This is a genomic window from Nocardia sp. NPDC023733 (assembly GCF_040639775.1).
Lineage (GTDB): Bacteria > Actinomycetota > Actinomycetes > Mycobacteriales > Mycobacteriaceae > Nocardia > Nocardia rosealba.
On sequence record NZ_JBFAAN010000009.1, the window covers coordinates 41,708 to 68,044 of the forward strand.

Annotated in this window: 30 protein-coding genes; 12 read left to right on the forward strand and 18 right to left on the reverse strand. The window is 68.9% G+C overall.

The genetic code is table 11. The features are described from left to right. Positions 1-18 precede the first annotated feature (18 nt). The 5 genes from AB0F86_RS26255 to AB0F86_RS26275 all read right to left on the reverse strand — a co-directional run bounded on the left by AB0F86_RS26255 (position 19) and on the right by AB0F86_RS26275 (position 4,685). Positions 19-807 (reverse strand): AraC family transcriptional regulator, encoded by a 789-nt coding sequence (locus tag AB0F86_RS26255; protein ID WP_356987264.1) that lies wholly within the window; start codon positions 805-807, stop codon positions 19-21. A 77-nt stretch (positions 808-884) separates the two neighbouring features. Further along, positions 885-2,036: a DUF2786 domain-containing protein gene (locus AB0F86_RS26260; RefSeq protein ID WP_356987266.1), complete on the reverse strand. Its 1,152-nt coding sequence runs from the start codon at positions 2,034-2,036 to the stop codon at positions 885-887. An 83-nt stretch (positions 2,037-2,119) separates the two neighbouring features. Further along, the gene (locus AB0F86_RS26265) at positions 2,120-3,049 is read right to left on the reverse strand and encodes a LysR family transcriptional regulator (RefSeq protein WP_356987267.1); all 930 of its coding nucleotides are present in this window, start codon (positions 3,047-3,049) and stop codon (positions 2,120-2,122) included. Then, positions 3,046-3,936 carry a LysR family transcriptional regulator gene (locus AB0F86_RS26270; RefSeq protein ID WP_181697637.1) on the reverse strand — a complete coding sequence of 297 codons (891 nt, stop codon included), beginning with the start codon at positions 3,934-3,936 and terminating at the stop codon, positions 3,046-3,048. Before AB0F86_RS26270 ends, AB0F86_RS26265 begins: the two co-directional genes overlap by 4 nt. A gap of 326 nt (positions 3,937-4,262) precedes the next feature. Continuing rightward, entirely contained in the window at positions 4,263-4,685 is a 423-nt protein-coding gene (locus tag AB0F86_RS26275; RefSeq protein ID WP_067644751.1) for a hypothetical protein, read from the reverse strand. 382 nt (positions 4,686-5,067) lie between these two features. Here AB0F86_RS26275 and priA point away from each other — a divergent pair, with 382 nt between their 5' ends. Genes priA through hisF form a run of 3 tightly spaced genes read left to right on the forward strand, consistent with a single transcriptional unit; the run spans position 5,068 to position 7,428 of the window. Then, positions 5,068-5,799: a bifunctional 1-(5-phosphoribosyl)-5-((5-phosphoribosylamino)methylideneamino)imidazole-4-carboxamide isomerase/phosphoribosylanthranilate isomerase PriA gene (gene priA, locus AB0F86_RS26280; protein WP_181697638.1), complete on the forward strand. Its 732-nt coding sequence runs from the start codon at positions 5,068-5,070 to the stop codon at positions 5,797-5,799. 7 nt (positions 5,800-5,806) lie between these two features. Beyond that, the gene (locus AB0F86_RS26285; RefSeq protein ID WP_067644745.1) at positions 5,807-6,628 is read left to right on the forward strand and encodes an inositol monophosphatase family protein; all 822 of its coding nucleotides are present in this window, start codon (positions 5,807-5,809) and stop codon (positions 6,626-6,628) included. Between the two features lie 5 nt (positions 6,629-6,633). Beyond that, on the forward strand, positions 6,634-7,428 hold the full coding sequence (gene hisF / locus AB0F86_RS26290) for an imidazole glycerol phosphate synthase subunit HisF (RefSeq protein WP_181697640.1): 795 nt from the start codon (positions 6,634-6,636) through the stop codon (positions 7,426-7,428). Positions 7,429-7,474: 46 nt separating this feature from the next. Here the strand turns inward: hisF and AB0F86_RS26295 are convergent, their stop codons facing one another. From AB0F86_RS26295 to AB0F86_RS26325, 7 genes are all read right to left on the reverse strand, one after another. Then, a complete protein-coding gene (locus tag AB0F86_RS26295; protein ID WP_356987271.1) occupies positions 7,475-8,632 on the reverse strand; it encodes an acyl-CoA dehydrogenase family protein in 1,158 nt (385 codons plus the stop codon). 86 nt (positions 8,633-8,718) lie between these two features. Beyond that, complete coding sequence (locus AB0F86_RS26300; protein ID WP_356987273.1) at positions 8,719-9,465, reverse strand: hypothetical protein; 747 nt, start codon at positions 9,463-9,465, stop codon at positions 8,719-8,721. Between the two features lie 48 nt (positions 9,466-9,513). Beyond that, entirely contained in the window at positions 9,514-10,764 is a 1,251-nt protein-coding gene (locus tag AB0F86_RS26305; protein WP_181697643.1) for an ABC transporter substrate-binding protein, read from the reverse strand. Then, positions 10,754-11,794: a branched-chain amino acid ABC transporter permease gene (locus tag AB0F86_RS26310; protein ID WP_356987275.1), complete on the reverse strand. Its 1,041-nt coding sequence runs from the start codon at positions 11,792-11,794 to the stop codon at positions 10,754-10,756. The genes AB0F86_RS26305 and AB0F86_RS26310 overlap by 11 nt, the downstream gene beginning before the upstream one ends. After that, positions 11,791-12,669, reverse strand: coding sequence for a branched-chain amino acid ABC transporter permease (locus AB0F86_RS26315; RefSeq protein WP_356987277.1), 879 nt, complete (start codon positions 12,667-12,669; stop codon positions 11,791-11,793). Before AB0F86_RS26315 ends, AB0F86_RS26310 begins: the two co-directional genes overlap by 4 nt. After that, positions 12,666-13,391, reverse strand: a complete 726-nt coding sequence (locus AB0F86_RS26320) for an ABC transporter ATP-binding protein (RefSeq protein ID WP_356987279.1) — start codon at positions 13,389-13,391, stop codon at positions 12,666-12,668. Before AB0F86_RS26320 ends, AB0F86_RS26315 begins: the two co-directional genes overlap by 4 nt. Next, on the reverse strand, positions 13,388-14,146 hold the full coding sequence (locus AB0F86_RS26325) for an ABC transporter ATP-binding protein (RefSeq protein WP_181697647.1): 759 nt from the start codon (positions 14,144-14,146) through the stop codon (positions 13,388-13,390). The genes AB0F86_RS26320 and AB0F86_RS26325 overlap by 4 nt, the downstream gene beginning before the upstream one ends. Before the next feature lie 132 nt (positions 14,147-14,278). Here AB0F86_RS26325 and AB0F86_RS26330 point away from each other — a divergent pair, with 132 nt between their 5' ends. From AB0F86_RS26330 to AB0F86_RS26340, 3 genes are read left to right on the forward strand one after another with little or no spacing between them, the layout of a single operon-like run. Then, positions 14,279-15,541: a helix-turn-helix domain-containing protein gene (locus tag AB0F86_RS26330; RefSeq protein ID WP_356987281.1), complete on the forward strand. Its 1,263-nt coding sequence runs from the start codon at positions 14,279-14,281 to the stop codon at positions 15,539-15,541. A 7-nt stretch (positions 15,542-15,548) separates the two neighbouring features. Beyond that, the gene (gene hisI, locus AB0F86_RS26335; protein ID WP_181697649.1) at positions 15,549-15,899 is read left to right on the forward strand and encodes a phosphoribosyl-AMP cyclohydrolase; all 351 of its coding nucleotides are present in this window, start codon (positions 15,549-15,551) and stop codon (positions 15,897-15,899) included. 1 nt (position 15,900) lies between these two features. Further along, complete coding sequence (locus AB0F86_RS26340) at positions 15,901-16,560, forward strand: DNA alkylation repair protein (protein ID WP_356987283.1); 660 nt, start codon at positions 15,901-15,903, stop codon at positions 16,558-16,560. A 3-nt stretch (positions 16,561-16,563) separates the two neighbouring features. Here AB0F86_RS26340 and AB0F86_RS26345 read toward each other — a convergent pair whose 3' ends face one another. Continuing rightward, a complete protein-coding gene (locus tag AB0F86_RS26345; RefSeq protein WP_225282496.1) occupies positions 16,564-16,863 on the reverse strand; it encodes a hypothetical protein in 300 nt (99 codons plus the stop codon). 41 nt (positions 16,864-16,904) lie between these two features. After that, positions 16,905-17,594: a DJ-1/PfpI family protein gene (locus AB0F86_RS26350; RefSeq protein WP_356987285.1), complete on the reverse strand. Its 690-nt coding sequence runs from the start codon at positions 17,592-17,594 to the stop codon at positions 16,905-16,907. Positions 17,595-17,718: 124 nt separating this feature from the next. On the opposite strand from AB0F86_RS26350, the gene AB0F86_RS26355 reads away from it, so the two are divergent. Continuing rightward, entirely contained in the window at positions 17,719-18,657 is a 939-nt protein-coding gene (locus AB0F86_RS26355) for a helix-turn-helix domain-containing protein (RefSeq protein ID WP_356987287.1), read from the forward strand. Positions 18,658-18,671: 14 nt separating this feature from the next. Here AB0F86_RS26355 and AB0F86_RS26360 read toward each other — a convergent pair whose 3' ends face one another. The 4 genes from AB0F86_RS26360 to AB0F86_RS26375 form a co-directional block, all read right to left on the reverse strand. Continuing rightward, complete coding sequence (locus tag AB0F86_RS26360) at positions 18,672-19,139, reverse strand: MarR family transcriptional regulator (RefSeq protein WP_225282499.1); 468 nt, start codon at positions 19,137-19,139, stop codon at positions 18,672-18,674. Between the two features lie 143 nt (positions 19,140-19,282). Continuing rightward, complete coding sequence (locus tag AB0F86_RS26365) at positions 19,283-19,849, reverse strand: permease (RefSeq protein ID WP_181697655.1); 567 nt, start codon at positions 19,847-19,849, stop codon at positions 19,283-19,285. A gap of 64 nt (positions 19,850-19,913) precedes the next feature. Then, positions 19,914-20,384, reverse strand: coding sequence for a peroxiredoxin (locus AB0F86_RS26370; protein WP_225282500.1), 471 nt, complete (start codon positions 20,382-20,384; stop codon positions 19,914-19,916). Between the two features lie 91 nt (positions 20,385-20,475). Then, a complete protein-coding gene (locus tag AB0F86_RS26375) occupies positions 20,476-20,754 on the reverse strand; it encodes a hypothetical protein (RefSeq protein ID WP_181697657.1) in 279 nt (92 codons plus the stop codon). A gap of 157 nt (positions 20,755-20,911) precedes the next feature. On the opposite strand from AB0F86_RS26375, the gene AB0F86_RS26380 reads away from it, so the two are divergent. The 5 genes from AB0F86_RS26380 to trpA all read left to right on the forward strand — a co-directional run bounded on the left by AB0F86_RS26380 (position 20,912) and on the right by trpA (position 26,333). Then, positions 20,912-22,450 (forward strand): anthranilate synthase component I, encoded by a 1,539-nt coding sequence (locus AB0F86_RS26380; RefSeq protein WP_225282501.1) that lies wholly within the window; start codon positions 20,912-20,914, stop codon positions 22,448-22,450. Next, positions 22,447-23,322, forward strand: a complete 876-nt coding sequence (locus tag AB0F86_RS26385; RefSeq protein WP_356987290.1) for a TIGR02234 family membrane protein — start codon at positions 22,447-22,449, stop codon at positions 23,320-23,322. The genes AB0F86_RS26380 and AB0F86_RS26385 overlap by 4 nt, the downstream gene beginning before the upstream one ends. Before the next feature lie 136 nt (positions 23,323-23,458). Next, entirely contained in the window at positions 23,459-24,280 is an 822-nt protein-coding gene (gene trpC, locus AB0F86_RS26390; protein ID WP_067988162.1) for an indole-3-glycerol phosphate synthase TrpC, read from the forward strand. Continuing rightward, the gene (gene trpB, locus AB0F86_RS26395) at positions 24,277-25,536 is read left to right on the forward strand and encodes a tryptophan synthase subunit beta (protein WP_356987293.1); all 1,260 of its coding nucleotides are present in this window, start codon (positions 24,277-24,279) and stop codon (positions 25,534-25,536) included. Before trpC ends, trpB begins: the two co-directional genes overlap by 4 nt. Further along, on the forward strand, positions 25,533-26,333 hold the full coding sequence (gene trpA / locus AB0F86_RS26400) for a tryptophan synthase subunit alpha (RefSeq protein WP_356987294.1): 801 nt from the start codon (positions 25,533-25,535) through the stop codon (positions 26,331-26,333). Before trpB ends, trpA begins: the two co-directional genes overlap by 4 nt. Positions 26,334-26,337 lie beyond the last annotated feature (4 nt).

Below are 26,337 nucleotides of genomic sequence, written 5' to 3' on the forward strand. Positions count from 1 at the left end.
CGTCGGTGCGTCGGTCGATCAGTGGGTGAGAGTGCGCGGCGTCGTGCCGGCGAAAGCGACGACCTCGCGATGGAGGTGGGGCTGATCGGCGTAGCCACAGATCGCGGCTACGTCTGCCACGGGCTGCCCGGCGGCGAGGCGATCCAGTGCGCGACGGAACCGCACTATCTTTGTGGCCTGTTTGGGGGTGACACCTACTTGTGCGGTGAATCGGGACCGCAGTCGTTGCCGGCTCCACCCGGTCCACTCGGCCAACTCCTGCACCCGTACTCGGCCACCGGTGGCGACGATGCGGTCCCAGCAAGCCGTTACCTCGGGGTCGGCGGCGCCGACTGGTTCGCGGTGGGCGAGGAATGTCGTCAGGATGGTGAATCGTTCTGCCCACGTGGGCGTTTCGGACAGTTGCTCGCGCAGTAGGTTTGCGGCGCGTCCCCACACGGCATCGAGATCGACCATCTCCCCACGCAATTCGGATGGAGCGGCGCCCAGCAGAGTGCGCGTGGACAGGGGCGACAGGCGTAGCTCGAGGCATTCGATGCGGTCGGCCGTCACCTGCTGTGGCATCGGCGCCAATCCGGCGACCACACCGCCGAGCCGCCGCTGTTCACCACCGGCTGTGACCCGCAGCGGAGCATCGCCGAACTGGATCACCACGGTCACTTCGGGTCGCGCGCACACCCGCATCGGCGCGCCTGCCCCGACGCGCTCCAGGAACCCGCCCATCACCGCGCCCGGAACCGGGTTGGCACCGGCAGCAGCAACCTCCCAGCCCCCACCCAGTTCCGCTTCGGACACGATCGGGCGCATCTCACCAGCGTAGGTGGGTGGTGACGTCAGCGTCGTCGATCAGTCGCAGGCGACGGCTCGACCGGCCACATATCGGATCAGGAAGGGTCGACGTGGGCTTCGGCGGCGGCTTCGGTGCCTGCGGCCCAGCCTTCGGCGCTGCGGATGGTGATGCCTTTGGCACGGGCGGTGGGGAAGTAGGTGTCGAAGGCCTTGTCGATCTGGTGTTGCCGGGCCGCGAGGACGGGGAGGAGGTGGTTCGGAGCGTGGGCGGTCGTGGTGTCGGTGGCCTCGGTGAGGCGCTCGCCGATACGGGTCGCGTAGGCGGTGAGGAAGGCTTTGCGGTAGTGGCGGGAACGGGATTCTCCGGTGTCGGCGCTGTCGATCATGGTGCGGGTGGCCTGGACCAGCAGGGAGGTGGACAGGAGTTCGACCAGCTCGAGGTCGGTGTCGTCGCCGACCACGGTGACGAAGCCCCACTCCGCGGCGAAGATGGCGCGGCACCGATTGGCGTGCGCCACCCGGTCGATGAGCAGGGCTTTGGCGTCGGTGTAGGGGGTGTCGAGCCAGATGCGGCGGGTGGCGGGGAGATCGCTCGACGGTTCGAGCAGCAGGTGATCGATGGCGTACTTGGTCATCAGTTCCTGCGCCTTGGCCGAGAGGGTTTCGGCCTCGTCGGGAAACGACGTGGATTCGGCTTTGGCGAGCAGTCCGCGTACCCGGCCGAGCACCTTCTCGTCCACACCGTGCCGGGGGCGAGCCGGGCCGGACGCTTCGAGCTTCGGCAGTCGCAGCAACAGCGCGAGGGCATCGATCACGGTGGTCAGTGCTTCGCCACCGGTGAGCAAGGCGCGATCGGCCCATGCCCGTAGATGGGGAGTCGTCCACCAGACGGCGGCACCGAGGTCGTCGAGCTGCGCTTCCCACCTCGCGTCGGGACGGTTCGCCGCCATTAGATCCAGCAGGTACCCCACCCCGAACTCGTCGAGGCGTCGACGCGCGGCCTGATGGATGTCCCCGGGGAGCCAGCCGAGATCGTAGGCGTGGGTGATGAGCCGCCGACCCGCCAGCTCGACGCCCGCGGCGAGCTCGTCGGTGACGGTCACCGTCCCGATCGACTCGGCCGCACCCTGCGCGGCAGCGGCGACGACCGCCTCGGCGATGGTCGCCGGATCACCCGAGAGCGCGTCGAACGCGGTCGGTGGGGCAGGCTTGCGCCCGGTGCGACGCCGGCGGTTCTGTTTGGCCATGGTCTACCGATCGTCCCTCGCGCGCGGTCCGGTGGACAAATGGGCAGGCATCCCCGCGCGGCAGGCCTCGTACCCGTGCGTCATCACCGGTTCGGGGCGTCTGGCTCATCGGAAGCTGTCACCGCTTCAGCCGAGGCGCGAGCGGTTTCGGTGACCGCGCGAACGAAGGCGGTGCCGGCATTCGACAAACCGGAGGCGCGCCAGACCAGGCCGTATTCGATGGGTGGGAGGTCGTCGAAGGGGAGGTAGACCAGGCGGGGGCGGGGGTAGAAGTGGCCGGCTTGGGCGGCGGCGAGGGCGATGCCGTTGCCCGCTGCCACTTGGACCATGACTTCCTGCCAGTACGGCATGGTCATCGAACGATGGATCGGGCGGCCCGAGGGGGTGTGGGTGGGGAAGTGGTGGTCGAGGAAGTAGCCCGCCAGTCCCCGGGCGGTGAGCAGGGTTTCGTCGGCCAAGTCCACCACGGAGACCGAGGTGCGGGTGGCCAGGGGATGGGAGGTCGGGACGACGAGCACCTTCGCGTCACGCAACAGCACCGGGCCGCTCACGAGATCCGGCTCGACGGCGGGGTACTCGGGGAAGACCAGGTCCAGTTCGCGGCGCCGCAGCTGACCGAACCGGTCCGACAGCTGGACCTCACGCAGCTCCACCGTGCACGCGGGGCGCTCGGCGCGGAACGCGGTGGCGGCCGCCATCAGCATCTCGCTGCCCAGTGGGTGTGTGAAGCCGACCCGCAACACCTCCGCGGCACCCGCGCTGTCGGCCGCCCTGGCCAGTGCGGCCAGAATGCCGTGATGATGCGGAGCGAGGGCGTCGCGCAGCTGAGTCCCCAAGGGGGTCAACGACACCCGTCGACTCGTCCGCTCGAACAGTGGTGCGCCGATGCGCCGTTCCACGGTGTGGATCATCTGACTCACCCGGGCCCGCGATACCGTGAGCCGCTGCGCCGCACGCCCGAAATGCAGTTCCTCGGCCAGCACCAGGAAGGTTTCCTGCTCCTGCCAGTTCATCGTGTGCTCCCGGCGCATTTCACGGCGGTACGAACGAAGGCCGCCGCCCGCGCCGACAGACCCGGCGCGCGCCACTGCAGGCCGTATTCGATCGGCGCCTGCTCCTCGAACGGCACGTAGACCAGGTCGGGTCGCGGATAGTACTCGATGCCCTGGGCGGCCGTCACGGTGACGCCGATATCGGCGGCGACGTGGGCCAGCAACTCCTGCCAGTACCGTGTCGTCGTCGAACGGCGGATCGGCGACCCGGCGGGAGTCACCGGCGGAACCACGTGATCGAGGAAGTAGCCCGGCACCCCGCCGATGAACAGCACGGTCTGTCCGGTCAGATCCTCGACGGTGACCGAGCGTCGCCGCGAGAGCGGATTGCGGGTGGACACCGCCAAAACCCGGGCATCGCGCAGCAGCACCGGACCGCACACCAGGTCGGGTTCGGTGGCGGGGAATTCGATGAGCTGCAGATCCAGCTCGCCCGAGCGCAACGCGCTGTAGCGATCGGAGAGCTGCACCTCGCGGATATCGAGAGTGCAGCCGGGGTGGCGTGCGCGCAGGGCATCGCCCGCCCCGATCAGCAGCTTGCCCGCCAGTGGGCTGGAGAAACCGACTCGCAGCACGCCGTCGATGCCGCGCGCGGTTTCGGTCACCTCCGCTACCGCGTCCAGTACACCGCAATGGTGCGGGAGCAGGTCGTCGCGGAGCTGAATGCCCAAGGGCGTCAGGGAAACCCGACGACTCGTCCGCTCCAGCAGAGGTGCGCCGACGCGGGCCTCGAGTGTCTGGATCAACTGGCTCACCCGGGCCCGCGACAGCAGCAACCGATCCGCCGCTCGCCCGAAGTGCAGTTCCTCGGCCACCGCGAGGAACGTTTCGATCTCTTGCCAGTTCATCCATCACCTCTCATCGGTAAAGGCTCTTTACCGACCGGTGAGTATTTTGCCTGGTGTTCGCCTGTGTCACGCTGCGACCGCCTGGTCGGCACCCGCCCGACACGCGGAGGCGCTGGGCGACAACGCCTGATCGGGCTGTGCCCGGTGCTGATCGGCTGTCGGCCGGGCACGGACAACGGAATCGGTAATCGTGCCGCAAACATGGTGGCAATTGTTTATGGCGGAAAACTATTCGGAGACAAAAGAATGCGGTGACGTGCGCTCGGCACGTCACCGCATTCGGCACCGACCTGAGGGGAGTGGTCGGCAAGTCCGGCTACGCCGAATTACTCGGCGGGGGTGTTGAGTTCACGCGCGCCGAGCAGGATGTCGACGATGTTGGCGCCACCACTGGTGAGGCTGTCGAATGCCGAGCTGCCGGTCTCGAGCACCTCGAGGCCCGCGAGAGCGGCGGCCGAACCGGTACCGGCGGCACCGAGGCCCGCCGAGCCGGTGCCAGCGGCACCGAGACCGGCCGAACCGGTGGCCAGAGCGGGCAGGGCGGCGGCGGAACCGGTACCGGCGGCACCGGCACCCGCGGCGCCCGCACCAGCGGAACCGGTCGCGCCGAGGGCGGCCGAGCCGGTGGCGCCGAGGGCGGCGGAACCGGTGGCGGCGGCGGCCGAGCCGGTGAAGGCGTTGGCGGCGGCAGCGGGACCGAGCACGGCGATGGCGAGGGCACCGGCAACAGCGAGGGTCTTGCGAGTCATGAGATTTCCTTTCGGTGCCTGCAATCACAGGCTGGTAACGCAAAGGGGCGGTGCGGCGATGAACTCGGTAGGGGTTGGTGTTCCTGCCGACAAAACGGAAAGTTAATCGATGCGGGAAACGAATTGCTAATTGATTCCACGTGGTGATTGTCACCATTAATACTTGGTAAACGGAATGTTTCCGCAGGTCAATCGGGTCTGTTCGATCGATCACATAACGTTCGGCGCATGGCTGGCTACCGATCTTCAGAAATCGGGCAAACTTATGGCACATCACTCGGTGACGGCTTCGGGTATGCGGCCGGGGTGGGCGGAGTGATGCGGAGCGCACCGGCCAGGACCGTTGCGGGTCCGCCGGGGGAGACCTACTAGTCTGATCGGCGTGAGTCTTGTGCTGTTGCCCGCGGTCGATGTCGCCAATGGGGAGGCCGTGCGCCTCGTACAGGGGGAGGCCGGTAGCGAAACCGGATACGGGTCGCCCCGCGACGCCGCCCTCGCGTGGCAGGAGGCCGGTGCCGAATGGGTGCACCTGGTCGACCTCGACGCGGCCTTCGGCAAGGGCAGCAACCGGGAACTGATCGCCCAGGTGATCGGCGAACTCGACGTCAAAGTCGAGCTCTCCGGCGGTATCCGCGACGACGACTCGCTGAAGGCCGCCCTGGCCACCGGCTGCGCACGCGTGAACATCGGCACCGCGGCGATCGAGAACCCGCAGTGGTGCGCCCGCGTACTCGGTGAGTACGGCGACCGGATCGCGGTCGGGCTCGACGTCAAGCAGATCGACGGCGAATGGCGGCTGCGCGGACGCGGCTGGGTGACCGACGGCGGCGACCTCTGGGAGGTCCTCGAGCGCCTCGAACGTGACGGGTGCGCACGCTATGTGGTCACCGACGTCTCCAAGGACGGCACGCTCACCGGCCCCAATCTCGAACTGCTCGGCCAGGTGGCCAATGCCGCCGAGGCGCCCGTCGTGGCCTCCGGCGGTATCTCGGTGCTCGACGATCTCGTCGCCATCGCCGGCCTCACCGACGAGGGTGTCGAAGGCGCCATCATCGGCAAGGCGCTGTACGCGGGCCGGTTCACCCTGCCCGAGGCCCTGGCCGCGGTGCGCTGACCTCGCCATGACCACTGCGCCGAGCACCGCCGAACTGACCGACCTGCTGGCCGTCGCCACTCAGGTGCTGGACGGGGTGGTGCCGCGCTATCTCGAGGGTGTCGGCGCGCCGAGCGCGGTGGCCAAGGGCCGCAACGACTTCGCCACCGAACTCGACCTCGAACTGGAACGCACCATTTCCGCCGAGTTGCGTCAGCGCACCGGAATCGCGGTGCACGGTGAGGAATTCGGTGGGCCGGAGCTGACGTCGGGCACGGCCTGGGTGCTCGATCCGATCGACGGCACCTTCAATTACTCGGTGGGACATCCCATGTCGGGCATCCTGCTCGCGCTGGTGCACGAGGGCGAACCGGTGATCGGGGCGACCTGGCTGCCCGGGCTGGGCCGGCGGTACGCGGCCGTCAGCGGCGGTCCGGTGTATCTCGACGGGGTGGCCCTGCCGCCGCTGGCGCCCGGCAAACTCGGCGAGGCCATGATCGGGTTCGGCGCGTTCAACCTGGATTCGGCCGGCCGCATCCCTGGCCAGTTCCGGTTCGACCTGCTCGGTGCGCTGAGCCGGTTGTCCTCCCGGGTCCGCATGCACGGCGCCACCGGCATCGATCTGGCGTTCACCGCCTCCGGTGTGCTCGGCGGCGCGGTGGTGTTCGGGCACCATCCGTGGGACAACGCCGCCGGGGTCGCCCTGGTGCGGGCCGCGGGCGGGGTGGTCACCGACCTGGCGGGCGAGCCCTGGACCATCACCTCCGGCTCGGTGCTCGCCGCCGCACCCGGTGTGCACGAAGAACTCCTTGACATGATCTGCGCGGTCAGCGACGAAGAACGAGGTTGAACACGATGGGTACCAGCACACAGCAGAGCACGCTGGCCGTCCGCGTGATCCCCTGTCTCGATGTGGACGCGGGCCGGGTGGTCAAGGGCGTGAACTTCCAGAACCTGCGTGACGCGGGTGATCCGGTGGAACTGGCCGCCACTTACGACGCTCAGGGTGCCGACGAACTCACCTTCCTCGACGTCACCGCCTCCACCGGCGATCGCGCGACCATGCTCGACGTGGTGACCCGCACCGCCGAACAGATCTTCATCCCGCTCACCGTCGGTGGCGGGGTCCGCACGGTCGAGGACGTGGACCGCCTGCTGCGCGCCGGGGCCGACAAGGTCTCGGTGAACACCGCCGCCATCGCCCGCCCCGAGGTGCTCTCGGAGATGTCGCAGCGCTTCGGTTCCCAATGCATCGTGCTCTCGGTCGACGCCCGCACCGTGCCCGACGGTCAGCCCGACACCCCGTCCGGCTGGGAGGTCACCACCCACGGTGGCAAACGCGGTACCGGTATCGACGCCGTCGAATGGGCTGTGCGCGGCGCCGAACTCGGTGTCGGCGAGATCCTGCTCAACTCCATGGACGCCGACGGCACCAAGGCGGGCTTCGACCTCCCGATGATCACCGCCGTCCGCGCCGCCGTGCACGTTCCCGTGATCGCCAGTGGCGGTGCGGGCGCGGTGGAGCACTTTCCGCCCGCCGTCCACGCGGGTGCCGACGCGGTGCTCGCCGCCAGCGTCTTCCACTTCGGCGACCTCACCATCGCCCAGGTCAAAGACGCCATGCGCGCAGACGGCATCACCGTCCGCTGATCTCAGTCGTCCGAGACGGCCCGTTGTGGTCGGTCGGTCGTCGGTACTACAGGCCCATGTCGGTAGCGATGACGGTGCGCAGGGTGTCGGAGCTGTCGCCGCCTTGGAGGCGGTCCACGCGGTGGTCGGCGTAGAGGCGGGCGATGGGTGAGTCGGTGAGATAACCTGCGCCGCCGTGTAGTTGGAGGCAGCGGTCGATGACCCGGGTCGCGGTTTCGGTGGCGAAGAGCTCGGCGGAGGCGGCGTGGGCCGGGTCGAGTGCGGCGCTGTCGTGGGCGGCGAGAGCGCGATCGATCACCGCCTCGATGGCATCGACCTCGGCTCGGCAGCCCGCCAGTTCGAACTTGCTGTGCTGGACGGCGGCGACGGGGCGGGCGACCGGAAGCCGGTCGCGGGTGTGGTCGCGGGCGAATCGGATGGCCGCCTTGGCCCGGGCGTAGGCGCCGAGCGCGATATTCAGTCGCTGCTGCGGTAGCTGGGCGTCCAGGTGCGCGGCGGCTCGGTGCGGGTCGCCGAGCAGGTCGGTGGCGGGGACTCGCACATCGGTGAAGGTGAGTTCGGCGGTGCCACCGACCTTGCGGCCCAACGTGTCCAGGCGCCTGCCCACCAGGAAACCGGGGGCGCTCGTGTCGACGACCAGCAGCGAAAGACCGAAGGACGGGTCGTCGGGCCGCGGCGGTGCGGTGCGGGCGCACACGATGACCCGATCGGCGTGCACCCCACCGATGACATAGGTCTTCGAACCGTTCAGCACGTAGGTGCCCTCAGCGGTCTGTGGCGCGGTGGTGCGCATCCCCTCCGGTTCGGTGCCGGTGCCCGGCTCGGCCACCGCGAGGGCGAACATCGTGTCGCCGGAGACGATCCCCGGCAGCCACCTGGCCTGCTGCGCCGGGGTGGCGAGTGCGGTGATCAACGGCAGGCAGCGGCCCAGGTGCGCGCTCGCCCCGCCGAAGGAGACAGCGGCCCTGGCGATCTCCTCGGCGAGCACGCCACGATAGGCCAGCGAGTCACGCCCGGCACCACCGAACTCCACCGGCACCTCGAGACCGAAAATCCCCAGATCGCCGAGCCGGTAATAGAATTCGCGCGGTACGAGACCGTCCTGGTACCAGCGGCCGAAGCTCGGCACGACTTCGGCTTCGATGAAGGCCCGGATCGTGGTCCGGAAGCCGACGAGTTCGGCGTCGAAAGTTGTTCTGCGCATCAGCGATTCCCCTGTTGTCGGCGCGCCTGTGCGCACGGGCCGGGCCGCGAACACCCCCGTGTTCGCGGCCCGGCATCGGACGAGATCTACTTCGCGGGCGCGGGTACCGCGGGGTCCTTGCAGTAGGCGCCCAGCTCGGCCGGGCACGGCGCGAGGATGGTGGAGAAGTACTGGTAGGCGGCGAACAAGGCCAGCGGACCACCGACGGTGACCAGCCCGACCATCCCGCCCACCGCGCCGAGCGTGGCCGCGCCGAGCACACATCCCGCCACAGTGGCGCCCACCCACGGTACGAGCAGCACGATCACGGGGCTGGCGATCGTCGCACCGGCCGCGCCGCCGACCAGGCAGCCCACCCCGCCGCCGACCACGGCGCCGATGATGGCGGCCACCGCACTGCCGATGGTGAGCCGCTGGGCGAGCACGCCGAGCGCGGATTGGTCACGGGGGGTGAAGGATTCGGCGATCTGCTGCACCGCGGCATCCTGGCTGATGACATTCGTGGCCGCCTCGGCCGGTGTGCCGCCGTCACGTGATGGTGTGAGGGTGGCGCGGTCACCGTCGATCGCCGCCGTGATCGGGAAGACCTTGTCGTCCATCCGGTACGACAGCGGCAGCGCCGCGACCGGCACGTCGGCCTCGGTGGTGAGTACGAGCTGACCGTCGACGACCTGCAGTTTGCCGTCGTTCGTCGACAGCACGGCCGCGTCGCCCTGCCTGCTGATCTCGTAGTGGACCTCGGTCTGGGCAGCCTCGGCGTGGGCGTTCGCGCTGCCGACGCACAGGGCAAGCGCCGTCATGGCGGCCGTCGCGAGCGTGGTTGACATCTTCATGGTGATCCTCATCGATCGTGGGGTGAACTTGTGCCTCGCGGCACGGGACTACTTGCCGGAGGTATCGATCAGGCCCTCGGTCAGCGACCAGTGCTCGCCGGCGAAGGTCTGGATGCCGACCGCCTCGAGCGGGAAGCCGTCGCCCGCACCGGTTTTCATGCTGATACCGGGCAGCATCAGGTCGGCGGAGACGTTGTCGAGCGAGCGCATGGCATCGCGCAGGCCCTCCCTGGTCGGGCACTTCGCCGCTTCGAGGGTCTTGTGGAAGCTCTGTGCCATCGCCCAGCCGGCCATGGCGTGCTGGTTCTCGGTGTCGGCGCCGGGTGCGTACTGGGTGAGTTCGGTCTTGAACGTCTGCATGCCTGCGTCGGTGGCCCAGCGCGGGTCGGCGGGGTCCTTGAGGAACGCCGCGCTCACCGTGCCCTGGATATTCGGCAGGCCGACCGGGCGCAGGGTCGCCATGGTGTTGGATACCTGGGTGAGCACGTGCAGCGGGTTCCAGTCGGTGTTGCGCACGTCGGCGGCCAGGGCCTGGGAGGCGAACTTCGGCGTCGAGAAGTTCAGCATCACATCGGCTTTGGAGTTGGCCAGGTTGCGGACCTGCGCGTCGACGGTGGGGTCGGTCACCTCGAAGCTCTGCTCGGCGACCACCTTCACCCCGCTGCCCTCGGCGCCTTCGCGGAACGCGGCGAGCAGGTCCTTGCCGAAGTCGTCGTTCTGGTACAGCACCGCGACGGTCGCGGTGGGGCGCTGCTTCTTCACGTACTCGGCGTAGGCCAGGCCCTCGGTGCGGTAGCTGGGTTGCCAGCCGATGGTCCACGGGTTGTCCTCGGACCCGAACTTCGTGGCGCCGGTGGCGACGAACACCTGCGGCACCTTGCGCTGGCCGAGGTAGTCGCTCACCGCCGAGGAGGTGGCGGTGCCGAGGGTCTGGAAGACCGCGAACACCTGATCCTGTTCGACGAGGCGACGGGTCTCCTCGACGGTCTTGGGCGGCTGGTAGCCGTCGTCGCGGACGAGGTATTCCACCTGGCGTCCACCGATGCCGCCCTTCTCGGCGTTGACGTAGTCGAAGTAGGCCTTGATGCCCTTGGGCACCTCGCCATAGGCCGAGGCCGGACCGGACAGCGGGTACACGCCGCCGAGCTTGATGGTGCTGTCGGTGATGCCGGTGGTCTGCTGACCTCGGCAATCGCCTTGGCCGACGGTTCCGGTGTCGGCGTTGCGACCACCGCACGCGGTGAGCGTGGCGACCAGTGCGGCGGCCACCCCGAGACACTGGATTGTCCTAGTGCGCATGAGTTCTCCCTTTCCGGACGCGTTGTCCGAGCCAGTGCGCCCATCGGGTGGCCAGACCGGCCAGTCCCTGGGGTGCGAGGTACATGACCGCGATGATCAGCAGTCCGAAGATGACGCCGGGTGCGGCCTGGTTGACGTCTTGCGCCAGGCTCGGCACGAACATCACGAACAGCCCGCCGAGCACCGGCCCCCACGTCGTGCCGAGTCCGCCGACGACGAGCCCGGCCAGCAGGGTGATCGACAGGGTGAGCGCGAACGAGTCGGGGGAGACGAAGGCGATCACCCAGGTGTAGACGCAGCCCGCGACGCCGGCCAGCAGCGCGCTCCAGGCGAAGGCCAGGGTCTTGTAGTGCGCCAGGTTCACCCCGAGCACCTCGGCGGCGGTCTCGTTGTCACGCACCGCGTGCAGGGCGCGACCGACTTTGGAGCGCAGCATCCCGGCGACCAGCACGAAGCTCAGCACGGTGACGGCCAGCGCGAGGAAGTACAGCCACTGATCTTCGGCGAGCCCGGTCCAGGCAGGCGGCACCGGCTTGTCGACGCCGAGTCCCATCGAGCCGCCGGTGAGTCCGTCGAACCGTTTCAGCAACGGGACCAGGAAGATCGCGATCGACAGGGTGACCAGTGCGAGATACAGCCCGCGCAGGCGCAACGCGGGGATCCCGAGCGCGAACCCGAGCACGAAGGTGATCGCCGCCGCCAGCGGTATGGTCGCGAAATACGGTGTGTCCCAGCGATGCATCGCGATCGCGGCGGTGTAGGCGCCGATCGCGAAGAACGCGCCGTGGCCGAGCGAGATCTGGCCGGTGTGCCCGACGAGCAGGTTGAGCCCGAGCAGGGTGACCGCGTAGATCATGGCCATCGCCAGCTGAAAGGTGTGGAAGGGCACCAGCTGGAACGGTGCGGCACAGGCGAGCAGGAGTACCGCGACCGTGAAGACCAGCGGAAGCCGGGGGACGCGGATTCTCGAACGTTCCGGTTCCGCCTGGAGTGCCGCAGGATTCGCTGCCGAAATTTTCAACTCGCTCATACCCGTTCCACCGCCGCATGTCCGAACAGACCTTGGGGGCGAAGCAACAGCACGCCCAGGATGATCACCAGCGGCACACCGATCTTGAGTTCGGTGCCGATCGCGTCGACGTATGCGCCGGTGAGGGTTTCGGCGACGCCGACGATCAGTCCGCCCGCCACCGCGCCGCCGGGGGAGTCGAATCCGCCGAGCGTCGCCGCCGCGAAGGCGTAGATCAGGACGCCGCTCATCATGTTGGGATCGAGGAACAGCAGCGGCGCCGACAGCACGCCCGACACCGACCCGACCAGCGCGGCCAGGCCCCATCCCAGCGAGAGCACGGTGCCGACCCGGATGCCGACGAGCCTGGCGGACTGCGGATTACACGCCACCGCCCGCATGGCCAACCCGATCGCGGTGTAACGGAACAGCAGATACAGCAGTGCCATCACCAGTCCGACGACGGCGAAGATGCCGAGGCTGCCGTACCCCACACTGACATCGGCGACCCGTAATGCGCCGTCCGGGAAGGGATTCGGGAAGGACTTCACCTGGTAGGACCAGATCCAGCCCGCCGCCGCGTGCACCGTGAAGAACAAACCGACCGTGACGATCACCAGGGTGATCTCCGGTTTGCCTTCGACCGGCCGGATCACCACCCGCTCGATCACCATGCCCGCGAGAAAGGAGATCACCAGCGTGAGGACGAGTGCCGCCCAGAACGGCATCACCTGACTCAGCTGCCAGGCCAGGAAAGCCGAGAACATGGCCAGCTCGCCCTGGGCGAAGTTGGCCACCCCGGTGAACCGGTAGATCAGGACCAGCGCCAGCGCCAGCCCCGCGTAGATCGCGCCCGCCGAGAGCCCCTCGACGAGCTGCTGCACGAATTCGGTCACGGTCGCACCCGGTATCCGAGGTAGGAGCGGACGACCTGCTCGTCTGCTTTGATCTCGGCGGCGCTGCCGGACAGGACGATGCGGCCCGTCTCGAGCACATGTGCCTGATGGGCGACACCCAGCGCGAGGTGGGCGTTCTGTTCGACGACTATCACGGTGGTGCGTTCCTCTGCGTTGATGGTGTGCACGATCCCGAACAGCTCCTGGGTGACCAGCGGGGAAAGCCCGAGCGAAGGTTCGTCCAGCAGCAGCAGTCGTGGGCGCAGCATCAGCGCCCGGCCGATGGCGAGCATCTGCTGCTGACCGCCGGACAGCCCGCCCGCCGCGTCGCGCTGTTTGTCGCGCAGGATCGGGAAGTAGTCGTAGACGCGGCGCAGGTCGGACTCGACGCCCGCGCGGTCGCGGCGGGAGTAGGCGCCGAGGCGCAGGTTCTCCTCCACCGTGAGCGGGGCGAAGGTGCCGCGGCCCTCGGGCACGTGGGCGACCCCGAGCCGGGCCATCGCCTCGGGTGCCCGTCCGGCGACCTCGTCACCGTTCAAGCGAAGGGTGCCACGCACTTTCACCATGCCGCACAGCGCGCGCAACAGGGTGGTCTTGCCCGCGCCGTTGGGTCCGAGGATGGCGCATACTTCGCCTTCGGCGACCGAAAAGCTCACGCCGTGTAGCACTTTCGCCGCGCCATACCCCGCGTGCAGGTCGGTGACGGTCAGGAATTCGCTCATGAGGCAGCCCCCAGATAGGCGCGGACGACAGCCGGATCGCTCTGCACCGCTTCGGGTTCGCCCTCGGCGATCACCTGCCCGAACTCGAGGCAGACCACCCGGTCGCAGGTGTTCATCACGAATCCCATGTGGTGTTCGACGACGACGACGGTGAGGTCGAGCTCGGCCTGCAGGGCACGAAGACGCTCGGCGAACTCGTCGACCTCGCCGTGGCTCAGCCCGTTCACCGGCTCGTCGAGCAGCAGCAGCCGGGGCCGCACCGCCAGGGCGCGCGCCAATTCGATCCGTTTGAGCGTGCCGAACGGCAGCCCGGCGGCGGGATGGTCGGCGACGGTGGTGAGGTCGAGCCGCTCGAGCAGTTCGTCGGCCTCGGCGCGCAATCGCCGTTCCTCCCGGCCGACCCACGGCATCCGCAGCCCCGCCGAGACGAAGCCGCCGCGCGTGCGGTGATGGGTGCCGACGAGCACGTTGTCGCGTACCGACATCCGGGTGAACAGGCCGAGGTTCTGGAAGGTGCGGGCGATGCCCAGCCCGGCCAGTGCATCGGGGCGAACCGTGGTCAGGTCGGTGTCGAGGTAGCGCAAGGTGCCGGAGGTGGGACGGTTGCGCCGGGTGAGGCAGTTGAACAGGGTGGTCTTGCCCGCGCCGTTGGGCCCGATCAGACCGACCATCTCGCCCGCGGCGACCGTGAACCCCACATCCTGCAGGGCGGTGATCCCGCCGAAGCGCACCGTCAGGTGGGTTATGTCGAGCATGCGAGGAACACTAGGAGCGCTGGTCAGCACCCACATCGGACGTTGTGGACCAAGTTTTCGGCCGTGCATCGTCCGCTGCGGACAGTGTGATCTGGTTGACACCTCGAACGCGGCGCTGCAAACTCCCCGGACATGTCAGCTGGATCACAACTGCTCGGCTACTCCGATCCGGTACACGCCGAGCGAGCCCGGATCGTCGGGTGCGCCTACGACCACGCCGACGAGATCGCCGACGATGTGATGGCCAAGCTGCGCGTCGAACTGCCCGGCTACGACACCGCCGACCCGGGGTTCCTCGCCGACGTGCACGACCAGCTGGCCCGGCTCAGCCGCACCGGGCTCGGTGCCCTGCTCGAGCACAAGCGAGTCACCCCGGCCGACGTCTCCTACGCCAGGCAGGCCGCCGCCCGCCGCGCCCGCTGCGGGCTGCCGCTGGTCGACTACATCGCCGCGTTCCGGCTGGGTCAGCGCGCGATCTGGAAATCGCTGCTCGCTCACGCGGGCGACACCGAAGCGGGACGTGAGGCGGTGTTGTCGCTGGCCGGACCGCTGGCCCGCTACACCGACCTGATCAGCACCCAGGCCACCGACGCGTACCTGGAGTTCCAGCAGTACGTCACCGCGGAATCGAGCCGCGACGGCCAGGCGCTGATGGACTCCCTGCTCGACGGTGCCCTGCCCGCGAGCGGACCGCACCTGTCCGTGGCCACCGCGCACGGGATCGGCGCCGAACGGACCGCGCCGTTGGTGGTGGTCACCGCGATGGTTCTCGATTCCGCGCCGTCGGCCGACTCCCTGTGCGAGACGAGGCAAGTGGTGTCGGCCGCGCTGGCGCGCACCGGTGTCAACGGGTTGCGCACCCTGTCGGTGGTGCGTGACACCGAGATCGTGGCGATCCCGGCGCTGCGACCCGACGGGTCGGCCGAGCAGCTGTGCGAACGACTGCGGGCGCTGCGTGAACAACTCGCCGCCGACGGTGTGGCACTGGCCGTCGGGGTGAGTACCTCGGTCACCGAGGTCGGTCAGATCCCGCGGGCGCACCGGCAGGCCAGGGCCGCCCTCGCCCTGCTCCCCGAGGACGGTGGCGTGCTCGCGCTGCCGCAGATGACACCGTTCCGGTACCTGCTGCTGCGCGCCGACGACACCACCCGTCAGCTCGTCGATCCTCGTGTGGGCGCCGCCCTCGCCGACGACCGCGCCCGGGGCGGCACCCTCGCCGACACCGTGCGCGCGTTCGCCGCCGCCGACATGAACCTGCGCGAAGCCGCCGACGCCCTGCACATCCACCTCAACACCGCCAAGTACCGGCTGGGCCGCATCCAGGAACTCACCGGACGCAATGTGCGCAGCGTCAACGACCTCGTCGAACTTCTGGTGGCGATCGAGCTGTTATAAACGACGGATGAGTCTGGATCCTGCTATTGCCGCTCGCCTCAAACGCAACGAGGCCGGGCTCGTCGCCGCGATCGCGCAGGAGAAGGCGACCGGCGACGTGCTGATGATGGCCTGGATGGACGACGAGGCCCTGGCCCGCACCCTCGAAACCCGCAAGGGCACCTACTATTCGCGTTCACGGCAGCAGTACTGGGTGAAGGGGGAGACCTCCGGGCACACGCAGTACGTGCACGAGGTGCGGCTCGACTGTGACGGTGACACCGTGCTGCTGATCGTCGATCAGGAAGGGGCGGCCTGTCACACCGGCACCCACACCTGCTTCGACACCGATGTGCTGCTCGCACGCGAGGCCGAGTGAGATGACCGTGCCGGAGTTGCTCGCCGAGCTCGCCGCCCTCGACAATCCGCGCGTTCGCGAGGTCAACGAGAAGCACGGCGACGATCACGGCGTGAACCTCACCGAGTTGCGCGCGGTCGCCAAACGGCTGAAGACCAACCACGACCTCGCCCTCGAGCTGTGGGCCACCGACGACACCGCCGCGAAACTGCTCGCCCTGCTCGTCTGCCGCCCGAAGGCTTTCGACCGGGCCGAGCTCGACGCGATGATCCGCGCCGCCCGCACTCCGAAGGTGCACGACTGGCTCGTGAACTATGTGGTGAAGAAGAACCCGCACGCCGAGGAGCTGCGCGTGGCCTGGCTCGCCGACCCGGATCCGGCGGTCGCCGCCGCTGGTTGGGCGCTCACCGCCGATCGAGTGGTGAAAAAGCCTGCGGGACTGGATCTTCCCGGGCTCCTCGACGACATCGAAGCGCACATGAAAACCGCCCCCGACCGCCTGCAATGGGCGATGAACACCTGCCTGGCCCAGATCGGGATCACCCACCCCGAACACCGGGCTCGCGCCGTCGATATCGGGGAACGGCTGCGGGTGCTCGCCGACTATCCGACCTCGCCCGGCTGCACCTCGCCGTTCGCACCCACCTGGATCGCGGAAATGGTGCGCAGACAGGGCGATTGAGCCTCAGCGGAGCCGTTCGCCGGCGACCTTCGACGACGGCAGGCGCCCGGCTTTGGAGGTTCCCCGCAGGGTGTCACCGTCGACGGTCACGTCGAATGCCAGGTTCAGCCGAAGGGGTTTGGTGACGGCCTGTTTCCAGGTGAGCCGATCGCCGTCGGCGCGGAGCTCGGTGAGTGGCACGTCCTCGCCTGCTCCGCGCGCGACGCCGGTGAGAACACCGTCCTGCTCGCGGATTTCGACCACGGCGTCGATCTTGCCGATCGGGGTGGCGATGGACATGTTCCAGGTGCCTGCGAAAGACATGCTGATGCGTTCCTGACTGTTCGAATGGTGGGGTTCGCTGCTCAGAAGGCGGTCGGTGTCAGGCCGTCGGCGCGCCAGACGGTGCCACGTCGCTCGTGTGCGAAGAGCTCTTCGACGGCGTGCGCGACGCGGGGCCCCAGTTCGCGCTCGAGCAGATACAGGCCGAGATCCAGGCCGGAGGTGACACCCGCGCCGGTGACCAGGTCGCCGTCGTCCACGATCCGGGCCGAGACCGCGTGCGCACCGGTGGCGTCGAGCAGATCCAGGCCGAGATGGTGGGTGGTGGCGTGACGGCCTTCGAGCAGGCCGGCCATGGCCAGGACCAGTGAGCCTCCACAGACGGTGGCGACAGTGACGTCTGGGGCCTTCATCGCCTGCGTGAGGAGCGCGGGCAGCTCGGTGCTCAGCGTGCGACCGAGGAGCACCGGGATGGGCTGGTCCGGTTCCCATTCGCCCGCACCCACCTGTGCTTCCGGCACCTCGCCGAGGTCGCCCACCCGGCCCGAAGCGCCGGGCACCACAACGATGTCCGCACGTTCCGGGTCGAGGGTGCCGGTGGCGCGCAACGTCAATCCGCCGGTGCCGCTGACCACCTCACGAGGACCCTGTGCGGAGACCAGCTCGACGGTGACCGCACCGTCGGACGCCACGCCGCCCGCGTACAGCACTTCATAGGGAGCGATGGCATCGAGTGGGTCGAAGCCGTCGAAAAGGACGATCTGAACATGCATGGATGATTTCCCTCGCGCCGTTATCCGCTGGACATCCCACAGTCAACCGGTGCTCGCCGCGAGAGCCCAGTGGCACTGGCGACAGGTTTCGACGGAAAAATGCCAACCTCGCTACCCTCGTGCCATGCATACCGTGGCCGTCCTGGCACTGGACAAGGTGATCCCGTTCGACCTGTCCACCCCGATCGAGGTCTTCTCGCGGACCCGGCTGCCCGACGGACGACCCGGCTACCAGGTGCGGGTCTGCGCCGAGCACGCCGAGGTCGACGCGGGCGCCTTCACCCTGCGTGCCCCGTGGGGCCTGGACGGCCTCCGGAACGCGGACACGATCATCGTGCCGGGCATCGCCGATCCGACCGCCCCGCTCTCACCCGCCGTCCGCGAGGCGCTACGTGCGGCCGCCGCCGATGGCACCCGTATCGCCTCCATCTGCGTCGGCACCTTCCCGTTGGCCGCCACGGGTCTGCTCGCCGGGCTGCGCGCCACGACCCACTGGCATGCGGCCGACGCACTGGCCGCCACCCATCCCGACATCGACGTCGACCCGGACGTCCTCTACGTCGACAACGGTCAGTTCCTCACCTCGGCGGGCGCCGCGGCGGGAATGGACTTGTGCCTGCACATGATTCGCCGTGACTACGGCTCGGCCACGGCCGCGCACGCCGCCCGGCTGTCGGTGATGCCGCTCGAACGCGAAGGTGGACAAGCGCAGTTCATCGTCCACGACCACGTCCCGACACCGCAGGGCTCTGAGCTCGAAAAGCTGCTCACCTGGTTACAGCAGAACCTGGCCGAAGACCTCACCCTCGCCGATATCGCCGAGCGGGCCGGAACCAGCACCCGCACGCTCATCCGGCGCTTCCGTGAACACACCGGAACCACCCCGCTGCAATGGCTGCATCGCGTCCGGATCCGGCAGGCGCAGCATCTGCTCGAGACCACCCAGCATTCGGTCGAACGGATCAGCGGCCAGGTCGGTTTCGGGTCGGCCACCGCCTTCCGGGAGCGCTTCAAGCGCACCACCGGCGTCAGCCCGCAGAGCTACCGGCGCATGTTCAGCTGAACCGGATTCGAGGCCTAGTCGCACCCCTCGGCGAGGACCTGGTCCAATTGACTGGACAGGCTTTCGCCGAGGGCGGCCAGCTGGGCTGTCTGGGCGCAGTCGAGACCGTCGAGCACCAGCTTGCGGACGGCCTCGAGATATCCGGGCGTGGCCTCGATGACCTTCTCGAAACCGTCGTCGGTGAGCACCGCGTACACCCCGCGTCTGCCCGCCGCCGAATCGCGGCGCGCCCAGCCGAGTCGCTCCAGTTTGGACACCACATGCGACAGTCGCGATAGCGAAGCATTTGCCTTGTGGGCGAGATCACTGAGCTGCATTCGGTGCCCGGCTTCCTCCGACAGCAGGCTCAGCACCCGGAATTCGAAATGGGTGAGCCCGGACTCGCGCTGCAGCCGAGTGTCGAGGGCGGCCGGAACCCTTGTCATCAGGGCGACTACGGCCTGCCAGGCGCGCTGTTCTACCGGATCCAGCCATCTGGTCATGGCTGAGGCCGCCTCGCGGTCGGGCGGCACGGATCGAAGGGAGGGACGCGCACCGGACCGAGTTTGCCACGACGTCGCTGTGGCGTCCGCCGGATCGCCCGGGTCGTGAGGTCACTCACAACCCGGGACGCGTCATCGAAGCCTCAGTACTCGCGAGACTCCTGCGGCGGGACCGTCGGTTCGGGGGTGGCCTTGGCGGCCCGGCGGCGGTTGATGCCCCGCTTACCCATCAGACCGAGCACGAGGGCGAACACGATCGCGGCCACGATCGCACCGACCAGGCAGGCACCGCGGAACGCGGGCGCGTCGACATCGAGGATGCGTTCACCGGCGTGCGCCGCATTGTTGCCACCGAGCACGATGGTGAGCGTCATCAGGTTCGGAAGGGAGCCGAGCAGCGCGATGACGACTGCCACCCCGGCGATGAACTTGCCGCCTTTGCGCTTCCACATCCGCACCGCGAGCAGCAACAGCAGCAGCGGCACGAGGGTGAACACCAGGCCGTAGACCAGGCCCCACCAGATGCCCTGGGTGAAGCTGCCGTGCACGAGGCTCGCCAGGCGCTGCGCCCACCATCGTGGGATGAACGAGGCCAGGATGAAATAGGCGATCACCAGCACGACCGCTGTCGCCAGGATCATGATCGCCCGGTTGCGCCACACGGTAGCCGTGGACTTCTGACCGCTCGACCGCACTTCGCCGGATGTCATTGCCCCAGCGTAGGCGCGCCGAGGGCGCCGGGCGCCGATCCGTGCCCGGCGTTTCGCCAGATCGCTATCCGGCGGATTTCGCCCGTTCGCGCAGGAAGCGCAACGCCTCGTCGGCGTGCACGGCCGCGCGCAGTTCACCGGTGACGACCTTCAGGATCGTGCGATCGGTATCGATGACGAAGGTGTGCCGTTTGACCGGGGCCAGCTTGCCGAGTAGCCCACGCTTGACGCCGAAACCGGCCGCGACCTCGCCGTCGGCGTCGGAGAGGACCGGATAGTCGAGCCGCTGTTTGCCTGCGAAACCGGCCTGCACCTCGACACTGTCGGTGCTGATCCCGGCGCAGGACGCGCCGACGGCGGCGAACTCGGCGCTCAGATCACGGAAATGGCAGGCCTCGGCGGTGCAGACCGGAGTGTTGGCGGCCGGGTAGAAGAACAGCACGAGCGGCCCGCCTGCCAGCAGGGCGTCGAGGGAACGGAGTTCGCCGGACTGATCGGGAAGTTCGAACTGGGGCGCGGTCTGACCTGGCTGCATGCGCACGACCCTAACGGCCGGTACCCGAGCGCAAAAGGTCCCCGTTCACGGACGCGAACGGGGACCCGCCTTTTCGACCCGCCCTGCGGCTCTAAGGAATCCGCAACAGCGCTTTGATCTCCGGGTTGCGGATCTCCATCACGTCGAGGATGCCGTGCACGCGCAGCATCGGCTCCAGCTTCAGGAGACGATCGCGGTGCGCTTCGTATTCGACCGGGAACGACTTCTCGTCCAGATCCTGCATGGCCTTGGCGTAGGTGACGAACGACGTGAGCGCGCTCGCCGCGGACTGCTGTCCAGGACCGTTGTAGTGCTGCGACACAGGGGCCTGCCTGCCCAGCTGTGCGCCCTGATGCGAGGGATTCAACATGGCTCCTCTCGGAAGAAGGGATACCGCATGCGACATGGAACGCGCGCGAGTGTAGTGATGCCGGTCACGGCCGCATTCGGCGCCCGGTCGTGACGGCCTTCGGCGGGGTGATCGGGGCAGGATGCGGCCACGTCGCGGCGCCTGGGATGATGGCCGAATGCAGGGCGCGCCGACACCGACCACGACCACCCGCGAGCAGTTCCGGTTGCTCGCCGCCGAGCACCGGGTGGTCCCGGTGACCCGAAAGGTGCTGGCCGACTCCGAGACTCCGCTCTCGGCCTACCGCAAACTGGCCGACGACCGGCCGGGCACCTTCCTGTTCGAGTCCGCCGAGAACGGGCGCTCCTGGTCGCGCTGGTCGTTCATCGGCGCGGGCAGTCCGTCGGCACTGACGGTCGTCGACGGTGCGGCCGCCTGGCTCGGCACGGTCCCCGCCGACGCGCCCTCGGGCGGTGACCCGCTGCGTGTGCTGCACGAAACCCTCGAACTGCTGCGCACCGAACGCCTGCCCGGCCTGCCCCCGCTCACCGGTGGCATGGTCGGCTATCTCGGCTACGACGCGGTCCGCCGCATCGAGCGCCTGCCCGAGCTGGCCGAGGACGATCTGCGGCTGCCCGAGCTGGTCCTGATGCTGGCCACCGACCTGGCCGCCTTCGACCACCACGAGGGCGCGATCACGCTGATCGCCAACGCGGTGAACTGGAACGGCACCGACGAACACGTCGACGCCGCCTACGACGACGCCGTGGCCCGGCTCGACCGGATGACCGCCGCGCTGGCCACGCCTGCATCATCGACGGTGTCGGTCTTCGACCAGCCCGAACCCGACTACCTGCGCAGGCGGACCACCGAGGAATTCTGCTCGGGCGTGCGTCGGCTCATCAAGGAGATCGAGGCGGGCGAGGCGTTCCAGGTGGTGCTCTCGCAGCGCTTCGAAATGGACTACACCGGCTCCCCGCTCGCGGTCTACCGGATGCTGCGGGCCTCCAACCCGAGCCCGTACATGTACCTGATGCACATCCCCGACGGCGACGGCGGCACCGCGTTCTCCATCGTCGGCTCGAGCCCGGAATCGCTGGTGACCGTGAAAGACGGTGTCGCCACGACACATCCGATCGCGGGCACCCGCTGGCGTGGAGCGAGCGCCGAGGACGACATCCTGCTCGAGAAGGACCTGCTCGCCGACGACAAGGAGAACGCCGAGCACCTCATGCTCGTCGATCTCGGCCGCAACGATCTGGGCCGGGTGTGCCGTCCGGGCACGGTGCGCGTCACCCAATACCGGCACGTGGAGCGCTACAGCCACGTGATGCACCTGGTGTCGACGGTGTCGGGTCAGCTGGCCGAGGGCAGGATCGCGCTCGACGCTGTGCGCGCGTGTTTCCCGGCGGGCACCCTGTCCGGTGCGCCGAAGGTGCGGGCGATGGAACTGATCGAGGAACTCGAACCGACCAGGCGCGGAATCTACGGCGGCGTGGTCGGCTACCTCGATTTCGCCGGTGACGCCGACACCGCCATCGCCATCCGCACCGCCCTGCTCAAGGACGGCACCGCCTACGTCCAGGCGGGCGCGGGCGTAGTCGCCGACTCCGACCCGGTCGCTGAGGACACCGAGGCGCGCAACAAGGCCATGGCGGTCCTCAAGGCGATCGCGGCCGCCAAGACCCTTCGCACCTACGAGGGCGGCGCCGAGTGAGTGCGCGGGACGCCGACACACCGAACGAGGGCGCTACGGCGCGTGACAGCGGTCCGGTGGGCGATAGCGGCGCGGCGCGTGACAGCGGCCCGGTCGGCGATACCGGCGCGGCGCGTGACAGCGGCCCGGTGGGCGATAGCGGGTCGGTGGTCGACGGCGGCACAGCGGGCGACAGCGGCGTGAAGGGCGAAGGCTTGACAGCGGGCGCGCAAATGGCCGCACCCGCCGCCAAACCGGTACTTCCGGTGATCTTGCTGGCAGTGGCGGCGGCCGGACTGTGGGCGTCCTCGCGGATGACTTGGGTGACGGTGCACTCGGCCGACAACCTCACCGAGCCGCGCACCGACAACCTCGACGGCGGCACCTGGTTCGGGGCGCTCACTCCGCTCGCGCTGGTGCTCGTCGCCGCGATCGCCGCCGTGTTCGCGGTGAAGGGTGTGCTGCGTCAGCTGCTCGGCGTGGTGGTCGCGGTGGTCGCCGCGGTGGCGGCCGTCCCCGGCTTCGCCCTGACCATCGGGGCGGGCAGAACCGACGAACGGGCAGGCACGCTCGCCGAACTGCCCGGCCGGGCGACGGTCACCGGCGCCGAGACCCACATCTTCCCGGCCGTGCTCTCGGTGCTGGCGGCGGCGTGCGCCTTGGCCGCGGGTGTGTTGCTGACCCGGCGGGCCGAGACCACCGCCCAGCTGTCCGGCAAGTACGACAACCCCGTCTTCCGCCGGGCCGACGCCAGCGCCCAGGTGAACAACTCCGACGGCGCCGCGCCGCTGTCGGACCGGGTGCTGTGGGATGCCCTCGACGCGGGCACCGATCCCACCGACACCGCCGATACCCGGGACGACGACGACCGCCCGGGCCGGCGCGACCCGTGACCGGGCACGTGACCCCCGGCACCCCCGCCGCAGTGACACGCGCGGCGGCCATTTATTCTTGTCAGGCATCGGTGAGACAGCGCCCGGGGGGACTCTCGGGTGAGAAGTTCGTCTCCCCAGAAAGGATTCGAGCCAGATGACGGTACTCGACTCGATTCTCGACGGGGTTCGGGCGGATGTTGCCGCTCGCGAAGCCCTCCTCGATTTTCAGGCGATCAAAGCTGCCGCGGCTGCCGCGAAGGCACCGCTGGACGCGCGCGCCGCGCTGCACGAGGACGGGATCGGTGTCATCGCCGAGGTGAAGCGGGCCAGCCCCTCCAAGGGCGCGCTGGCCGACATTCCCGATCCGGCAGTCCTGGCCAAGGCCTACGAAGACGGTGGCGCCCGCATCATCAGCGTGCTCACCGAGCAGCGCCGCTTCGGCGGTTCGCTCGACGATCTCGACGCCGTGCGCGCCGCGGTGAACATCCCGGTGCTGCGTAAGGACTTCGTCGTCGGCCCGTACCAGATCCACGAGGCCCGCGCCCACGGCGCCGACGTGATCCTGCTGATCGTGGCCGCGCTCGAACAAGACGTGCTGTCCTCGCTGATCGACCGCACCGAATCACTCGGTATGACCGCTCTCGTGGAAGTACACACCGAAGAGGAAGCCGATCGTGCCCTGGAAGCGGGCGCCTCGGTGATCGGTGTGAACGCGCGCAACCTCAAGACTCTCGAGGTCGACCGCGACGTGTTCGCCCGGATCGCACCCGGTCTGCCCTCGGAGGTCATCCGGGTGGCCGAATCCGGCATCCGTGGTACCGCCGACCTGCTGGCCTACGCCGGCGCGGGCGCCGACGCGGTGCTCGTCGGTGAAGGCCTGGTGACCAGTGGAAACCCGCGCGCTGCCGTCTCCGACCTGGTGACCGCGGGCGCCCACCCCTCCTGCCCGAAGCCCGCACGGCGGAGCATCCGATGAGCGCGCTGCCCCAGGCCAGCGCGGGGGTGGCCCAGCACAGCGACTACGAACCCGACGCGGGTGGGCACTTCGGTGTCTACGGCGGACGGCACGTGCCCGAGGCGTTGATGGCCGTGATCGAGGAGGTCACCGCCGAATACGACAAGGTGCGCTCCGACCACACCTTCCTCGACGAACTCGACCGGTTGCAGCGCGACTACACCGGTCGCCCCTCGCCGGTGTTCGAATGCACCCGGCTGGCCGAACATGCCGGTGGCGCAAGGATTTTCCTCAAGCGTGAGGACCTGAACCACACCGGTTCGCACAAGATCAACAATGTGCTCGGTCAGGCCCTGCTCGCCAAGCGGATGGGCAAGACCCGCGTCATCGCCGAGACCGGTGCCGGTCAGCACGGTGTCGCCACCGCCACCGCCTGCGCGCTGCTCGGCCTGGACTGCGTGATCTACATGGGCGCGGTCGACACGGCCCGCCAGGCGCTCAACGTGGCCCGCATGCGCCTGCTCGGCGCCGAGGTGATCTCGGTGACCAGCGGTTCGCAGACCCTCAAGGACGCCATCAACGAGGCGCTGCGCGACTGGGTCACCCACGCCGACGACACCTACTACTGCTTCGGCACCGCCGCGGGCCCGCACCCGTTCCCGCTGATGGTGCGTGATTTCCAGCGTGTGGTCGGCATGGAGGCGCGCGAGCAGATGCTCGACCGCGCCGGTCGCCTGCCCGACGCCGTGGTGGCGTGTGTGGGTGGCGGCTCCAACGCCATCGGCATCTTCCACGCCTTCATCCCCGACGCGGACGTGCGGCTCGTCGGTTACGAAGCGGCCGGCGACGGTGTCGAAACCGGAAGGCACGCAGCCACTTTCACCGGCGGTACGCCCGGTGCGTTCCAGGGCGCCTACTCGTACCTGCTGCAGGACGAGGACGGCCAGACCATCGAATCGCACTCGATCTCGGCCGGTCTGGACTACCCGGGTGTCGGCCCCGAGCACGCCCACCTCAAGGACATCGGCCGCGCCGAGTACGCGCCGATCACCGACACCGAGGCGATGGACGCGCTGCTGTTGCTCTCGCGTTCGGAGGGCATCATCCCGGCGATCGAGTCCGCCCACGCCGTGGCCGGTGCGCTGAAGCTCGGCAAGGAACTCGGCGAGGGCTCCATCATTCTGGTCAACCTGTCCGGTCGTGGTGACAAGGACATGGACACCGCGGGCCGCTGGTTCGGTCTGTTCGACGACAACGCCGAGGAGAACGCTCAGTGAGTCAGCAGTCGCGCCTGGCCAATACGTTCGCGGCCGCGCGCAGCGAGGGACGGGCGGCGCTCATCGGGTACCTGCCCGCAGGCTATCCCGACCTGGCCGGTTCCATCGAGGTGTGCCGGACGATGGTCGAATCCGGTTGCGACATCGTGGAAGTCGGCGTCGCCTATTCCGATCCGGTGATGGACGGCCCGGTCATCCAGGCCGCCGCCGAGCAGGCGCTGCGCAGCGGTGTGCGCGTGCGTGACGTGTTCTCCGTCGTCGAGGCGATCACCGACGCCGGTGGTCAGGCCGTGGTGATGAGTTACTGGAACCCCGTCCTCAAGTACGGCGTCGACACCTTCGCCCGCGACCTGGCGGCCGCAGGCGGCGCAGGCATCATCACCCCGAACCTGATCCCCGACGAGGCCGACGACTGGTTCGTCGCGTCGTCGACCCACAACCTGGACCGCATCTTCCTCGTCGCCCCCTCCTCCACCGAGGAGCGACTGGTCAAGACCCTGGAAGCCTCCCGCGGATTCATCTACGCCGCCTCCACCATGGGCGTCACCGGCGCCCGCGACGCGGTCTCCTCAGCCGCCCCCGCCCTGTGCTCCCGCATCCGCGCCCACTCCGACATCCCGATCGGCGTCGGCCTCGGCGTCCGCTCAGGCGCCCAGGCCGCCGAAATCGCCGCCTACGCCGACGGCGTCATCGTCGGCTCGGCGTTGGTCTCGGCCGCCGCCGAAGGCCTCGACGCTGTGCGCGCACTGACTTCCGAGCTGGCCGAAGGCGTCCGCGCAGCTACCGTTCGCTCGTAGTCGA

Coding starts and splice junctions, on each gene's coding strand:
- AB0F86_RS26295 (WP_356987271.1), bottom strand. CDS start 8,632: ATGCGCAGAACAACTTTCGACGCCGAACTCGTCGGCTTCCGGACCACG.
- AB0F86_RS26345 (WP_225282496.1), bottom strand. CDS start 16,863: ATGTCTTTCGCAGGCACCTGGAACATGTCCATCGCCACCCCGATCGGC.
- AB0F86_RS26350 (WP_356987285.1), bottom strand. CDS start 17,594: ATGCATGTTCAGATCGTCCTTTTCGACGGCTTCGACCCACTCGATGCC.
- AB0F86_RS26360 (WP_225282499.1), bottom strand. CDS start 19,139: ATGACCAGATGGCTGGATCCGGTAGAACAGCGCGCCTGGCAGGCCGTA.
- AB0F86_RS26300 (WP_356987273.1), bottom strand. CDS start 9,465: ATGAAGATGTCAACCACGCTCGCGACGGCCGCCATGACGGCGCTTGCC.
- AB0F86_RS26310 (WP_356987275.1), bottom strand. CDS start 11,794: ATGAGCGAGTTGAAAATTTCGGCAGCGAATCCTGCGGCACTCCAGGCG.
- AB0F86_RS26265 (WP_356987267.1), bottom strand. CDS start 3,049: ATGAACTGGCAGGAGCAGGAAACCTTCCTGGTGCTGGCCGAGGAACTG.
- AB0F86_RS26370 (WP_225282500.1), bottom strand. CDS start 20,384: ATGCAGCCAGGTCAGACCGCGCCCCAGTTCGAACTTCCCGATCAGTCC.
- AB0F86_RS26330 (WP_356987281.1), top strand. CDS start 14,279: ATGTCAGCTGGATCACAACTGCTCGGCTACTCCGATCCGGTACACGCC.
- AB0F86_RS26380 (WP_225282501.1), top strand. CDS start 20,912: ATGCAGGGCGCGCCGACACCGACCACGACCACCCGCGAGCAGTTCCGG.
- AB0F86_RS26365 (WP_181697655.1), bottom strand. CDS start 19,849: ATGACATCCGGCGAAGTGCGGTCGAGCGGTCAGAAGTCCACGGCTACC.
- AB0F86_RS26375 (WP_181697657.1), bottom strand. CDS start 20,754: ATGTTGAATCCCTCGCATCAGGGCGCACAGCTGGGCAGGCAGGCCCCT.
- AB0F86_RS26270 (WP_181697637.1), bottom strand. CDS start 3,936: ATGAACTGGCAAGAGATCGAAACGTTCCTCGCGGTGGCCGAGGAACTG.
- hisF (WP_181697640.1), top strand. CDS start 6,634: ATGGGTACCAGCACACAGCAGAGCACGCTGGCCGTCCGCGTGATCCCC.
- AB0F86_RS26255 (WP_356987264.1), bottom strand. CDS start 807: ATGCGCCCGATCGTGTCCGAAGCGGAACTGGGTGGGGGCTGGGAGGTT.
- AB0F86_RS26260 (WP_356987266.1), bottom strand. CDS start 2,036: ATGGCCAAACAGAACCGCCGGCGTCGCACCGGGCGCAAGCCTGCCCCA.
- AB0F86_RS26320 (WP_356987279.1), bottom strand. CDS start 13,391: ATGAGCGAATTCCTGACCGTCACCGACCTGCACGCGGGGTATGGCGCG.
- trpB (WP_356987293.1), top strand. CDS start 24,277: ATGAGCGCGCTGCCCCAGGCCAGCGCGGGGGTGGCCCAGCACAGCGAC.
- AB0F86_RS26275 (WP_067644751.1), bottom strand. CDS start 4,685: ATGACTCGCAAGACCCTCGCTGTTGCCGGTGCCCTCGCCATCGCCGTG.
- AB0F86_RS26340 (WP_356987283.1), top strand. CDS start 15,901: ATGACCGTGCCGGAGTTGCTCGCCGAGCTCGCCGCCCTCGACAATCCG.
- AB0F86_RS26325 (WP_181697647.1), bottom strand. CDS start 14,146: ATGCTCGACATAACCCACCTGACGGTGCGCTTCGGCGGGATCACCGCC.
- AB0F86_RS26285 (WP_067644745.1), top strand. CDS start 5,807: ATGACCACTGCGCCGAGCACCGCCGAACTGACCGACCTGCTGGCCGTC.
- trpC (WP_067988162.1), top strand. CDS start 23,459: ATGACGGTACTCGACTCGATTCTCGACGGGGTTCGGGCGGATGTTGCC.
- hisI (WP_181697649.1), top strand. CDS start 15,549: ATGAGTCTGGATCCTGCTATTGCCGCTCGCCTCAAACGCAACGAGGCC.
- AB0F86_RS26355 (WP_356987287.1), top strand. CDS start 17,719: ATGCATACCGTGGCCGTCCTGGCACTGGACAAGGTGATCCCGTTCGAC.
- AB0F86_RS26305 (WP_181697643.1), bottom strand. CDS start 10,764: ATGCGCACTAGGACAATCCAGTGTCTCGGGGTGGCCGCCGCACTGGTC.